Here is a 14,231-nt window from a genome sequence, read left to right on the forward strand (position 1 = left end):
GTCGTTGGATTGGGGTGCCTCTAACCCGCTGGTCTTCGGCACTACGTGCCTTGACCGGGGGCTAGCTGAATGGCACCCTTCGGGTGCTCCAATCCCCGCCTAACCTATCCTATAAAGATGCCACAAAAAAAAAGGACCTCAGCAGAGGTCCCTCTTAAATAGGCACAGGTCGAGGGCAAAGCCTGATGACCATGTTTAGCTCGCTCATCCGACTTGTCTGACTCGTCCGACTTGTCTGATTTGTCCGACTTGTCCGATAAAGGCACCACCTCCTAGTGTTCAGAGGTCATTGCGATAGCGAAGGAGGTCATCGAAGAAGGAGGGATAGCTTTTGTGGACTACGTCGGGGGTGAGTATGGTTGTCTGGATCTCGCTCTGGTTACTTCCCCATATCCCGAAAGCCATTGCTACTCGGTGGTCGTTGTGTGGGTGAATAGAGACCTCTTTTGCCCCAGGGGTTCGTGTGCCACTCCACGCAATGCTATCCTCTGTAAGCTCAATGCCAGTCACCCCATAGGGTTGGATATTTTCGATTAGAGAGGCGATGCGATCGCTCTCTTTATTCCTCAATAGGTGTATCCCAGTGATTTCAAAGGGGCAATCCAGAGCCACAGCGGTAAGGGCGATGGGGAGAAAGAGGTCGAGGTTTTGAGAGAGGTCCATCACAATCCGTTGGGCAGTGCACTCCCCCACCCGAGTTATCTGCACTCCCTCGTTGCTTTCTTTTGTCTCTATACCAAAGGAGCGGTACAAATCGGCAACGGCTCTATCGGGTTGGACGCTATCAAGGTTCAATCGAGGGAAGACTATCTGCTCTACCTGAGGGTTGGTGGCGAGCAACTGATACCAAAAGGAGGCGGCACTCCAATCCCGCTCTAGTGGGTATTTGTCCCCTTTTGAAATGACTGATTGAGTCAGTTGAAGGTAGGAGTAGGAGGGGCTATCAGGGGAAAAGTGGTAGGCTATCTTTGTGCCGTAAGCTTCGTTGCAGAGCTCAATAGCACTGAGGTACTGGCTACTGCTCCAGCGATTGGTAAGGGTGGTGTCGGGCACCTCCTTTGGGGGGAAAATAATAAGGGTGCTTTCTTCGGACAACCATTGGTAGTCGCCACCTAACTGGGTGATAAACTGGAGGTCATCTCGCTTAATTCTCTCTATCAATCGTGGCGAACCTACAAGTTGGGTGTCTCCTGGCTCAAAAAGTGAGGCGATGATTAAGAAACGAATGGCGGTCCCACTCTCTCCACACTCGACTTTGCACGAGGAGCTGCCTTGACGCTGAGCCAATTGCTCCACAGCATGGTAAAGCACCTTGAGGTCGTCACAAAAAAAAGCACCAATCACTCCCGAACCGATAAGGTCGGAAAGCGACTGGTGCTTGAGATAATGTCTTAGTATCTGTCTAGCAGCTACGCTCTTACTATAGGGCAGCTCTATCGTGAGCTGGTGTGGAAAGGTGAGCGGTGGCAGCTGTAGGAGACTGTTGCACGAAGGCGATCTGCGGCGTTGCTTTCGGGATTCGGGCTCGGTCACGTACGTGAGTACGCTCCCAGCACCCTCACCCTCAGCGCCTAGCATCTCATCCTTCGTGCAACATTCTCGTAGGGGCATAGGGTTGGCTCGCTTACTTCAAATGCTTGAGCAGATCGCCCTCTAGGGAACTGGCTCCGATACGGAAGAGCTTATTGGTCATCCACTCTTCGCCTAGTATGCCTTTGACGATGCAAAGGTACTTAATGGCATCTTCGGTAGTACGGACTCCGCCAGAGACTTTGAAGCCTTTTCGGACGCCATACTTATCGTAGTACTGCTTGAGCACTTGGCACATGACATAGGCAGCCTCTAGCGATGCTCCAGGGTAGCCCTTTCCAGTAGAGGTCTTGATGAAGTCGGCCTCTGAGAATAGTGCCAGTATGCTTGCCCTCTGAATGCTCTCGGGGGTCTTAAGAGCACCTGTCTCTAGGATCACCTTGAGCACCTTGCCCTTGGTGACGTCCCGAAGCTCTTCTATCTCGTCTGTAACGGCTTGGTAGTCGCCACTGAGGAAGTTGCCAATATGCAGCACAATATCTATCTCATCGGCGCCATCGGCAAGGGCGAGGGAGGTCTCTGCCACCTTGATCTCTTGGAAGGTCTGCGAGCTAGGGAAGCCTCCCGATACACAGCAGACGTGCACATCTTCGACCATTAAGGTCTCCTTGACCGTCTTGGCAAAGTTGGGGTAAACGCAGATACTTGCTACGGGAGGAATGGTAGGATTGGTATCGTCGAGGTCGTTGACACTCTTGACGAAGTTGTATATCTGATCCGTATTATCCTCAGAGCCCAAGGAGGTGAGATCTATGGTGCTGTGGAGGAAGCTGATGGTATCGTGATTATTGAGTGCATCGTAGTGGGTATCGATCAGCTTCTTAATCTCGGACTGGATCTCTTCCACTGTCTGCACAGGTGCGAAAACTGAAAAAGCCTCTTCAAACTTGCTCTTACCTACATGCTTGTGTGGCTGTTGATTTTCTAATGTCATAACCTTTATTTATATAGCTTGTTGTTATTAATATGTCTATCTCTATCGCGTTGGCTCTTCTTCTGGATATTCTTCTGAAACGCCTCTGTGAGGTCGCAACCTGTCTGATTAGCAATACAGGTGAGCACCCAAAGAAGGTCGGCCAACTCATCAGCAAGGTGCTCTTGTGTGATCTCCTCGCCTGGTTTCTGGCTCTGTTCGCCATAAAGGCGTGCCATTACCCTAGCCACCTCCCCCACCTCTTCGGTGAGGATCGCCATATTGGTGAGGGGGTCGAAGTAACGAACGCCATACGTCTTAATCCATTCGTCCACAGTGGATTGTAGCTCCTTTAGTGTCGGGCTATTCATCTATTTCTACTGTCTATTACAATGGTAACAGGGCCATCATTCTGTAAGGTCACCTGCATATCTTCCCCAAAGATACCTTTTTGAACTGGTTTACCCAAATTGTCGGATAGCCGTTGGCAATATTTATCATACATTGGGGAGGATAGCTCTGGTCGCTCTGCCTTGATGTAGCTGGGTCGATTGCCCTTTCGGGTATCGGCTAGTAGGGTGAATTGGGAGACGCATAGGATCTCGCCCTCTTGCTGCAATATGCTCTCATTCATCACCCCATTGGCATCGTCAAAAATGCGGAGGTTGAGGGTCTTCTTGAGGATATACTCTAGGTCTTCCTCACTATCACCTACCTCTACGCCGTGGAGGATGAGCATTCCTTTTCCGATCTCGCTGATGAGCGACCCTCGCACCTCTACTTTGGCGTGTGTCACTCTTTGTATCACTACCTTCATCTGTCGTTGCTATTGAAATGTTGATATACGGTCTCCCCTTTTACCTTGCCAATAGAGGCTTGGAGTGCCTCGAGGGAGGCCTCTTTGATGTTCTTGACACTCTTAAACTCCTTGATCAGCTTCTGCTTATTCACCGGTCCGATGCCTGGTATCTCGTCCAATTCGGAGTGGGTTTGTCGCTGACTACGGAGCTTTCGGTGGAAGTTGATGGCAAAACGGTGCACCTCATTTTGTATGCGCTCTAGGAGATAGAAGACTTGGCTCCGCTGCATAATACCGACGACTTGAGGGGGATCTCCGTAGAGTACCTGATTGGTATTGTGCTTATCGTCTTTGGCAAGCCCCATCACTGGGATTCCTACACCCACCTCTTGGAGTGCCGCTTTCACTACACCCATTTGTCCTTTACCGCCATCGGTAATGATGAGGTCGGGCAGCTCCCCACCCTCCTCCTTTATCCTCTGGTACCGCCGAGTCACCACCTCGTGCATAGAGGCGTAGTCGTCGGGACCAGAAACGCCCTTTATCTTATAGAGGCGATAATCCTTTTTACTTGGCTTGGCACCCTTAAATACAATGCAACTAGCCACTGGGTCGCTCCCTTGTATATTGGAGTTGTCGAAGCTCTCCACATGGTAGGGCAGTTTGGGCAAGCCCACAGCATTCATTAGCTCACGTAGGATCTGAGTATTCCGCTGCTCGGGATTCATCTTCTCTGCTTGCTTGTGCTTGTCTCGCATATACTGGGTCACGTTCTGCAGACTGAGATCGAGCACCTTTCGCTTCTCCCCACGCTTGGGGTGGGTGATGGTGTAGTGCGAAAAGTCGCCGAAGGTAGGTGGCTCCTCGAGTATCAGCTCCTGGATATCGTAGTGAGTACGACTAAGCAACTCGATGAGAGCCGAGGATAGGAAGTCGCTCTCTTCCTCTTCATCCTCAATCAGACGCCGCTTAAACTCTAAGGTACGACCGGCAATGATACTGCCATCATGTATCTCTAGGTAGTTGATATAATGGGCATCCATATCAGATAAACTGCTCACTACCAATGCATTACCTATTACATTGCTGATGATGGTGCTCTTAGCTTGGTAGTTGGAAACATCCGTTATCACCCTTTGTATCTCCAGTGCTCGCTCAAAGTCGAGTTCGGCACTCGCCTCAACCATCTTTTCATTGAGTAGCTTCTTCACACCCGAGACATTGCCCCTCAAAATCTCTATCGCCTGAGCTACTTGTTCGTCGTACTCTGCCTTCGTGATGTACCCCTCACAAGGGGCGTTGCATCTATTGATATGGTACTTAAGGCAGACACGGAACTTCCCTTTCTCTATTCCCTCCTCGCTGAGACGCAAGGCGCAGGTGCGGAGCTTATAAATACGCTTGAATAGATTGACCAAGGTCCACGCCATCCCTTTTGAAGGGTAAGGACCGAAGTACCGACTCCCATCCTTTATATACTTAAAGGTGACAAAGATCCGAGGAAACTCTTCTGCTTTCACGCAGATATATGGGTAGGCATCGCCATCCTTTAGTAGGACATTATACTGTGGCTGATACTGCTTGATCAGGTTATTTTCCAACAGAAGGGCATCGAGCTCGCTATCCACCACCACATATTCTATCGTCTCAAAGGAGCGTAATAGGGCACGTACCTTACGCTCCGGATGCTTCTTCTGGAAGTATGAAGCGATCCTCTTGCGGAGGTTTTTTGCCTTCCCGATATAGAGCACCACCCCCTCTGCATCACGGTAGGTATAGCAGCCAGGAAGCTCGGGAATGATACTTATACTCTCCTCTATTTCAGACTTGGTCAGTAGCATGAGTATGTTCCACGTGAAACTATCTGCCGATTAGAGTGAGCAGAATAATAATGTCCGAGGGAGAGATACCTGGAATTCGTGAGGCTTGCCCTATTGTAGAAGGCTGAATCTTATCTAGTTTTTGGCGTGCCTCTATAGAGAGACTATTGATAGAGGGATAGTCGAACCTTCCCTCAATGTTGATGCCCTCTAGGCGTTTGGCTTTATCCGCCAATTGTTGTTCCCGCTTGATATAGCCATCATACTTATATCGAATTTCCACAGACTCCACCGCCTCCTCGGCATTCTCTTCCTGAAGGTAGAAGCGATTGATCTCGTCACAAACCTTGCGTAGAGTATCGTAGGTGATGCCAGGACGAACAATCAATTCTTTAAGCCTCACCTTCCGTTGAATGGGTTGGCTTCCCAAGGAGGTCAGCCACTCATTCACTTCGGTAGTAGGCTCAAGCGAAACCTCCTCTGTAAGCTTGCGAAGCTCCGTCTCCTGTCGCTTTTTATCTTGGTATCGCTTCAGTTGCTGCTCGCCTATCAATCCTATCGCATACCCTAGCTCAGTAAGTCGTTCATCCGCATTATCCTGACGCAAGAGTATCCGATACTCGGCACGACTAGTAAACATTCGGTAAGGCTCATCTACCCCTTTCGTCACCAAGTCATCTATCATCACGCCGATATACGCCTGCTCTCTAGTGAGGACAAAAGACTGTTCCACGTGGAACGACAAGTGGGCATTGATGCCAGCGACTAGACCTTGTCCTGCCGCCTCTTCATAACCCGTAGTGCCATTGATTTGTCCGGCGAAGTAAAGACCCTTTACTAGTTTCGTCTCCATGGTATGGTGCAACTGAGTCGGGTCAAAGAAGTCGTATTCAATGGCGTAACCAGGCCTTAGAATGTGTACATTCCGTAAGGCAGGTATCTTTCTGATCGCCTCTTCTTGCACCTCATACGGCATCGAACTACTAAAGCCATTGAGGTAGCACTCATTGGTATCTACCCCCTCTGGCTCGATAAATATCTGATGATGGTCGCGCTCCGCGAAGGTGACGATCTTGGTCTCTATACTTGGGCAATATCTTGGACCTATTGAAACTATCTGACCATTATAAAGCGGAGCCTCATCGAGGTGGTCACGAAGGATTTGATGTACCTCCTCGTTGGTGTAAGTGATGTAGCAAGAGCTTTGTGGCAAATCCTTATTAGAGCAATTGGTGTCATAGCTAAAGTGATACCACCCCTCATCACCCGCCTGTTCCTGACAAAGGGAATAATCAACCGTAGTGCCATCAATACGCATCGGCGTTCCCGTCTTCATGCGATCCGTCTTAAAGCCAAGCGAAACCAACTGCCCCGTAAGTCCATAGGCAGCTGGTTCGGCAATACGTCCGCCCTTAATCTGAACCTCTCCAAAGTGCATAACGCCATTGAGGAACGTGCCATTGGCCAAAATCACCTTAGGTGCCATAAACTTTGCCCCAAGATGAGTTTGTACCCCTTTTAATACCCCGTCCTCAATCAATAGCCGCTCCACGCTATCTTGCCAAAAAGAAAGATGCGGAGTCTGCTCTAGCTCCTCCCGCCATAGACGAGAGAATAACTTCCGATCGGTTTGGGCACGTGGGCTCCACATCGCTGGCCCTTTGCTCCGATTAAGCATCCTAAATTGGATCGTACTTCTATCTGTCGCCCTTCCCATAAATCCCCCAAGAGCATCTATCTCACGCACAATCTGCCCCTTCGCAATACCGCCCACTGCGGGATTGCAACTCATCTGTGCTATCCGCTCCATATCCATAGTGATGAGCAGCACCTCCGAGCCCAGTAGTGCCGCAGCACGTGCTGCCTCACAGCCAGCATGCCCTGCTCCCACTACAATAATATCGTACTTCTTATTCATTAGCTAATCAATCCCCAATCCTTTTCATTCACTAGCATCTTATCCAAACGCAGCCTTAGCAGGCGGTTTTTATCCAACCGAAGCTCCGGATCCTCCTTAAGGATATGTCCGACCAAGTTGCTACAAAACTGCACATATCGACCGTCCTCCGACAGATCCGCGATACGTAAGTCGAGCCCTACCCCACTCTGGCGTGTCCCCTCCATATCACCATGCCCCCTGATCTTTAAGTCCTGTTCCGCCAAGTAAAAGCCGTCCGTACTCTGGCACATAATCTGAATCCGCTGCAACGATGTCTCCCCAATCGAGTCGCCACTCACCAAGATACAATAGCTCTGATGGCTCCCTCGCCCCACACGACCTCGTAGCTGATGGAGCTGAGAAAGCCCAAACCGCTCCGCACTCGTTATCACCATCACCGTGGCATTCGGTACATCCACCCCCACCTCAATCACTGTTGTAGCCACCAAGATATTTGTCTCCCCGCTAGCAAACTTCCGCATCTCCTCCTCCTTCACCTCTGGCTTTAGTTTCCCGTGAACCATCCCCACCTTATGTGCTGGAAAGGCGTGCTTAAACTGCTCATACCCCTCCTCCAGACTCATCAAATCCATCTTCTCACTCTCCTCAATCAATGGGAAGACAATGTAACATTGTCGTCCCTCTGAGAGTTGCTGGAAGATAAATTGATTGACGTCGGCCATCTGATGCGTATAAGCGTGCTTCGTAATAATTGGCGTACGCCCGGGCGGTAACTCATCAATAATAGAGACATCCAAATCGCCATAGAGCGTCATCGCCAAGGTACGAGGGATCGGTGTCGCCGACATAATCAAGATATGCGGATTCAGGTGTCGACTCTTCTCCCAAAGAACACTCCTCTGATAAACCCCAAAGCGATGCTGCTCATCAATGACTGCTAGACCAAGGTTATGAAACTGGACATACTCCTGAGTCAAAATATGAGTACCCACAAGGATATCTATCTCCCCATTAGCAAGGGCTTCTAGCAGAGGCTTTCGCTCCTTCTGCTTCATCGAACCCGTCAGCAGTGCCACCCTAATATCCTTTTGAGACGCCAGCATATTGGAGATCGACTTAAAGTGCTGCTGTGCTAGGATCTCCGTCGGCGCCATCATACAAACTTGATATCCACTATCCATCGCTGCCAACATTGAGAGAAGAGCGACCACCGTCTTACCACTTCCCACATCCCCTTGCACCAGACGATTCATCTGCTGACCCGATGCCATATCGGCCAGAAGTTCACCTACCACCCGCTCTTGAGCACCTGTCAGTTGGAACTTCAGTCCTTCCCTCTTAAATTTCGTCAAATGACCATCGTCCTTAGGAGTCACTACCAGTCCAACCGTCTCCTCCTTACGTTCACGATGCAGATACTGCATCCTCAGCGTAAGATAAAAGAGCTCCTCCATCTTGAGCCGTGCCTGCGCTCGCTGAAGCATACGGGGCGAAGTAGGGAAATGAATCATACACAGCGCCTCCTCTATAGAGAGCATCTGGTACCCCTGCACAATATATTGTGGCAACGTCTCCTCCAACTTCCCATGCACCTCCATAAGGATATACTTCTGTAGCTCACTGATATTCCTCGAATTGAGCCCTGAGCGTTTCATACGCTCCGTAGCAGAATACATCGGGTAGAGCTTTCCCACCGAGCTCAAAGGCCCCTTTGCGGGCTCCACCTCGGGGTGCGGTATGCTAAAGGTATCGCCAAACTTATTGGGTTTCCCAAAGATCGTATAGGGCGTATTGACCTTAAGCGACCTAAGGATATAGCTCGCTCCGTTAAACCAAACCAGTTCAATGACGCCTGCAGCATCCTTAAAGTAAGCCTTCAAACGCTTCTTAGCACCTCTTCCCTCCTCCACAAAACCGATGATCTCCCCTTGCAGTTGCACATAAGGCATCCCATCAATCAGTTCATTGGTGGTATAGATGCGTGTCCTATCCACGTGGCGATAAGGAAAGTAGTAGAGCAGGTCCCCCCACGTCTCCACTTCCAACTCCTTCTTTAGGGTGGCAGCCTTTCGCTCCCCCACTCCTCTTAGAAAGGTCACATCACGCTTCAGGATATCATTCATTACCTACTCTCTCCTCCATAATCCACTCCGCCAACACCCTATCCTTAGGTGTGGTGAGCTTGATATTCTGTTCCTCCCCCTCTACTATCGTCGTATTCAGTCCACCATACCTTTCCACAATGCTTGCGTCATCAGTACAAGTAGGGTCAGGCTGTTCATTAAAGGCTTGGTAGGACCTCACAAGCACCTCTCTATCAAATAGTTGAGGTGTCTGTACTAGTCGGATGGTACTTCGGTCTATGGCCTGATTTGCCCCATCGTGTTGCACCAAACGGATAGAGTCGGTCGGGAGAATAGCAGGAATCGCCGCCCTAGATTGGCGTGCACTCCAAAGGCGTTGTAACATTGCACGCGTGACAAACGGGCGTACCCCATCGTGAATCATCACATACCGCCCAGTGGCGAGTGCCAAACCATTCTGTACACTATCGGCACGCTCCTTACCCCCATCGGCGATCTTAACCTCTATAGAACTCGGAAGGTAACTACGGAGTAGCTCCTCCACATAAGCCTGGTCACCGCTGGGTCGTACCAAAATCAATTCGCAATCCACCCAATCCTGAGTCGCCTCATAGATATTGAGGAGCGTCCAAATAATGATCGGTTGATCTTTGAGCATCAGATATTGCTTAGGTAGCTCCGTACCCATTCTTCGGCCACTACCACCTGCCACGACTACTACCGATAGCTCCTTCATGGTCATTTACTCTATCTCCCTCAATTCACTTAGATACCACATCACAATCCCCCCGGCGACACTGACGTTCATCGAGTGCTTGGTGCCGTATTGCTCTATCTCCACCACTCCATCCGAGAGGTCAATCACCTCTTGGTCCACGCCATCCACCTCATTTCCTAGCACAATGGCAATGGGTTGGCTCTTGCCTAGATGTTCCTTGAGGTTGGGTAGCTTCACAGAGCCTTCCGCCTGCTCAAGCGACCAAATAGTATAGCCCTTATCTCTTAGGAGCTGGATTGCCTCCTGCGTCCGATCAAAGTGCCACCAATCTACCACCTCCTCAGCCCCGAGAGCACTCTTATGTATCTCAGAATGAGGTGGTTGCCCCGTAATACCACAAAGATAAAGTCCCTCTAGCCTTAGAGCATCCGCCGTGCGAAAGATAGCCCCCACGTTGTGCATACTCCGGATATTATCAAGCACCACCACAATCGGTCGCTTCCCAGCCTTGGCATACTCCTGAGGGCTGATACGGCCCATCTCCTCTATCCTCAGCTTCCTCATCACTTCGTAAGGTCGGGCAACTGATGATATGAGTAGAGGTCACGAATCGCCTCCTCATAATACTTCTCCACTACAAGTCTCTTGGTCTTCAGACTATTAGTGAGCATGCCATTGTCTATTGACATCGGCTCTGTAAGGAGGTAAAACTTCTTGACCTTCTCAAACGAAGCCAGCTCCGCGAGTTGAAGATCAATCCGCTCCTCCAATAGCGAGTGCACCTCAGGGAGCTTTGAAAGTACTTCAAGCTTCTCTGGGATATTCTCCACCCCTCTCTTCTTGAGCTCCTCAATCACTAACGACCACGATGGGTAGATCAAGGCACTCACAAAGCTACGACCATCGGCAATCACTACCGCCTGCTCAATAAAGGCATCAGAAGTGAGTAGGTTTTCAATCACGTTAGGGGCAATATACTTTCCATTCGCCGTCTTAAAGAGATCCTTAGCCCGCTCCTTAAAGAAGAGATTCCCCTCAGAGTCCATAGAGCCGAGGTCGCCCGTGCGGAACCAACCATCACTAGTAAACGCCTCAGCATTCGCTTCTGGAGCCTTATAGTAACCCTTGGTGACGGTATCTCCCTTGACCAGTATCTCTCCGCCGGCTTGCTCATCAATCTTCACCTCCACACCACCTAGCGGGCGACCAATAGAGCCAAATTCAAAGCCATCCATGTGGCAATAAGTGACCGTGGCAGTCGTCTCAGTAAGACCATAACCATAGACAATCGGCACCCCGATGCTGAGCAAGAAGGCTTGTACCTTATCGGCTAAAGCAGCACCAGCAGTAGGGAAAACGAGCCCTCGCTCTACCCCCACCTTTTTCTTCACCCTATTCAATAGAATCATAGAGTAAAAGCCATATTGTAACTTGAGCCAGAAAGGTGGCTTCCGCCCCTTTGCGCGATACTCAAAGTGGAACTTCCGACTCACCCTCAGCGACTCATCGGCAATCTTCTTGAGCAGTGGAGGGAAGCTCTGCATCTTCTCATAGACACCCACATAAACCTTCTCCCAAAAGCGGGGTACATTGCACATATAGTGCGGACGCACCTCGGCCAAACTATCTAGGATCTTCTTTGGATTGCGATTAATGGCTATCTTCACCCGCATGGAGAGGCAAAGGCAGCACCACATCGCTTCGAAGATATGAGTCATGGGCAAGAAGTTCATACTGACATTGCCTGGCTTAATCTCCTCAATCTCCTTGCTGTGCTGTGTGATCGCCCACTGAACACTGCGGAAACTGATCTGCACCCCCTTAGGCACCCCACTAGTACCACTCGTATAGAGGATAAGTGCCGTATCATCAAGGTTCCACAGCTCTCGACGCTTCTCCAGCTCTACCTCCAGTCCTTGACCCTCAGCGACGCGTAGGAAGTCCTCAATATAGAGCGACTCCTTATCCTCGCCTATTCGTTCAATCGCACGATCAAAGAGTACCAATTGTACCTTTTGCTCCATCCCTAATATCGCCTCAATAGCAGCAAGATACTGATCCTGTTCGCCCACAAAGAGGAGGTGCGTCTCACTATGCTCCAGCATCATACGCACTTGGGCGGCAGAACTAGAGGCATAAAAAGGGATCGCAATACTCCCCACCTCAAAGGAGGCTAGATAGGTGGCTAGAAATAGCTCGGAATTCTCCGAAAAGATAGCAATACGGTCGCCACGCTCCACACCATTGTGAAGCATCGACACCGCTATCCTCTGCACAATGCTCCCAAACTGAGCCCACGTCATCTCCTCCCAACTCCCAGAGAGTGGGATACGGGTTAAGAGACAAGTCTCCTTGGCATACTTCTTAGCATACGCCCTAGGAACATCTACAATCGGTAAAAAAGGGTCGGGAAGTCTCATAGCTTACATCACATCATCAAAAATTGTATTACCTACAATCACAAAGGTACAAAAAATCTAAGAAGCCCTATTCACACGTGTGCCACAAGCCGATAACGATGGGGTCTCATCTCGGACGAGTCGGACGAGTCAGACAAGTCGGACGACCCACCGTAATTCCGGATGTCATTATTCCTTTCCATTAATGTCTGGAGAAGTTGTTTATTGTTGGCAAAAGATAAGGGCTGATTCCAACTTCTGGAGTCAGCCCTTTGTGCTTCAATTTGTGGATCCAAGAGGATTCACTTCACCTACTCTATGATCTCAGTATAAATAGCCTCGTCATAATCGTCCTCATCACCCTCTGAATGATGAATAAGGTACATTTGCTCCCTCAGTTTTCTCTGAAAACGCGAAGCAGCAGGCTTAAAAGTCACAGCAGTAAGCGTGCCTGAAAGCACACCACCAAAAATAGGGATTGCCTTACTCAAACCTTTTGAAAAGGTATCTTTAGTCAGCTTGACACCCAACATCTTAGCCACTTGCTTAATTACAGGATACCACGCAGTTTTGGTCAAAGCCTTTTGGGGTAGTCTTTTTGCCACTTGGATGGCAAAAGCTTGAGACGCTTGCTTTAGTGTATTATTAGCAACGCCCACACCCATCATCACACCAACAAATAGTGTCAACAGATCCTGAGATGTCTCTGTCATGTTCCCATTTTCATCTCTCAAGTCCGGAAAGCCATAGAGATACGCCAACTTTTGAGCCACTGCTAGTGTATGCGAAAAATATTGGGCAACATCAGCAGGAATGGTTCCTACCAAAGCCCATCCGCCAGGCAAGCCAGCCACGAAAGATAGACTAGATACCTTCCAAAGATGATTATTAATGCAGGCCTTAGCTAAGTTATCAATTTGCTCTACCGTAAGAACGTCTACAGGGTTTTTAATGGCTCTTTTCAGATCTTTAGGTGAGCAATATTGTTGAAGTTCCTTTCTCAAAAATTGCTCACGATTAACTGTAGTATAGGGCATATCCATCGCTGCAGACATCACTTTATTCCATACCTTTACCTCATTTCCCATAATTCACAATATTCATTTATTGGTTATCAACTCTAAACTTTTCAAAGTTACCACTTCCGCTTCATAGAACCCTCTTCAGCAGAAGAGCCATACAGGAGTTACGCATTAGGAATGCCTGTGTGGCATTCATTGGTGTACCTATGGGGAAAGGACCTCGGCAGAGGTCCGAGTTAAATAGGCACAGGTCAAGGCACATAGTGCCGAAGACCTGTGTGCAATGACGCACAAAAATACCCTTACGACCCCGGCCGAGGGGTCGGACAACCCTATCTAAGTCTGACCCCTCAGCTGGGGTCATAGAGGGAAGAATAACACTCTTGTACTGCTTTTCAAAAGCAAATATACCCACTCATACTGCGACATCTCCGCAGTATCTATAAATACTTTGGCATAAAGCGAATATTTAACATTTCAGGGCATAAAACGATAGATAGTTCCCAAAAAGGATCAATATTGTAGAATGGATCACTGCAACGTTACTATCATTGTCCCTCATCCGTCACGTACCTGTGCACAACTCCTTCACCCAGATGAGGGCACTGCTGTCCAGCATCTACCCACCCCGCATCCTTAGCCCTTGCATCTCAACCATTCTGTACCTCCTACAGACGCTGTTGACTATGCACACGCAAAGTCATCTGTGATAGCTTTGCGTGTGCACTGTCTTAACCCTTGTTTTAATGGAATATATACTCTGAAACGAAATCTCGAGAAAAAATCCAGCAGGGTTCAATGTGTCCTAATCCTTGTTCTAATGGAATATGGACTGCGACAAAAATGCGTTTGGATTTCAATGAGTTGAAAAAGCTAGGGTCTTAATCCTTGTTTTAATGGAATATGGTCTGCGACTTACAAGCCATCAGAAGGAGAAGCATTTCTGATTGTGGCGTCTTAATCCTTGTTTTAATGGAATATGGTCT

11 protein-coding genes are annotated in these 14,231 nt (G+C 49.1%); all 11 read right to left on the reverse strand.

Annotated elements, in window-relative coordinates; all coding sequences use genetic code 11:
- Positions 1–279: 279 nt before the first annotated feature.
- Positions 280–1,578: a carboxyvinyltransferase gene (locus tag QVO39_RS02180; RefSeq protein ID WP_288171577.1), complete on the reverse strand. Its 1,299-nt coding sequence runs from the start codon at positions 1,576–1,578 to the stop codon at positions 280–282.
- A gap of 46 nt (positions 1,579–1,624) precedes the next feature.
- Complete coding sequence (gene deoC, locus QVO39_RS02185; protein WP_021902831.1) at positions 1,625–2,524, reverse strand: deoxyribose-phosphate aldolase; 900 nt, start codon at positions 2,522–2,524, stop codon at positions 1,625–1,627.
- A 5-nt stretch (positions 2,525–2,529) separates the two neighbouring features.
- Entirely contained in the window at positions 2,530–2,874 is a 345-nt protein-coding gene (locus QVO39_RS02190; protein WP_021902832.1) for a nucleotide pyrophosphohydrolase, read from the reverse strand.
- Positions 2,871–3,320, reverse strand: a complete 450-nt coding sequence (dtd, locus tag QVO39_RS02195) for a D-aminoacyl-tRNA deacylase (RefSeq protein ID WP_018027777.1) — start codon at positions 3,318–3,320, stop codon at positions 2,871–2,873. Before dtd ends, QVO39_RS02190 begins: the two co-directional genes overlap by 4 nt.
- On the reverse strand, positions 3,317–5,143 hold the full coding sequence (gene uvrC, locus QVO39_RS02200) for an excinuclease ABC subunit UvrC (RefSeq protein WP_021902833.1): 1,827 nt from the start codon (positions 5,141–5,143) through the stop codon (positions 3,317–3,319). The genes dtd and uvrC overlap by 4 nt, the downstream gene beginning before the upstream one ends.
- A gap of 19 nt (positions 5,144–5,162) precedes the next feature.
- Positions 5,163–7,040 (reverse strand): tRNA uridine-5-carboxymethylaminomethyl(34) synthesis enzyme MnmG, encoded by a 1,878-nt coding sequence (mnmG, locus tag QVO39_RS02205; protein ID WP_021902834.1) that lies wholly within the window; start codon positions 7,038–7,040, stop codon positions 5,163–5,165.
- Positions 7,040–9,145 carry an ATP-dependent DNA helicase RecG gene (recG, locus tag QVO39_RS02210; RefSeq protein WP_021902835.1) on the reverse strand — a complete coding sequence of 702 codons (2,106 nt, stop codon included), beginning with the start codon at positions 9,143–9,145 and terminating at the stop codon, positions 7,040–7,042. Before recG ends, mnmG begins: the two co-directional genes overlap by 1 nt.
- Positions 9,138–9,842, reverse strand: coding sequence for a 2-C-methyl-D-erythritol 4-phosphate cytidylyltransferase (gene ispD, locus QVO39_RS02215; protein WP_288171582.1), 705 nt, complete (start codon positions 9,840–9,842; stop codon positions 9,138–9,140). Before ispD ends, recG begins: the two co-directional genes overlap by 8 nt.
- A gap of 6 nt (positions 9,843–9,848) precedes the next feature.
- Complete coding sequence (locus QVO39_RS02220; protein WP_021902837.1) at positions 9,849–10,388, reverse strand: RNA methyltransferase; 540 nt, start codon at positions 10,386–10,388, stop codon at positions 9,849–9,851.
- Complete coding sequence (locus tag QVO39_RS02225; protein ID WP_021902838.1) at positions 10,388–12,244, reverse strand: AMP-dependent synthetase/ligase; 1,857 nt, start codon at positions 12,242–12,244, stop codon at positions 10,388–10,390. Before QVO39_RS02225 ends, QVO39_RS02220 begins: the two co-directional genes overlap by 1 nt.
- Positions 12,245–12,534: 290 nt before the next feature.
- Positions 12,535–13,311, reverse strand: coding sequence for a hypothetical protein (locus tag QVO39_RS02230; RefSeq protein WP_021902839.1), 777 nt, complete (start codon positions 13,309–13,311; stop codon positions 12,535–12,537).
- Positions 13,312–14,231: the final 920 nt, after the last annotated feature.

The sequence above is a fragment of the Porphyromonas sp. CAG:1061 genome, from assembly GCF_000435035.1.
GTDB lineage: Bacteria > Bacteroidota > Bacteroidia > Bacteroidales > Porphyromonadaceae > Porphyromonas_A > Porphyromonas_A somerae.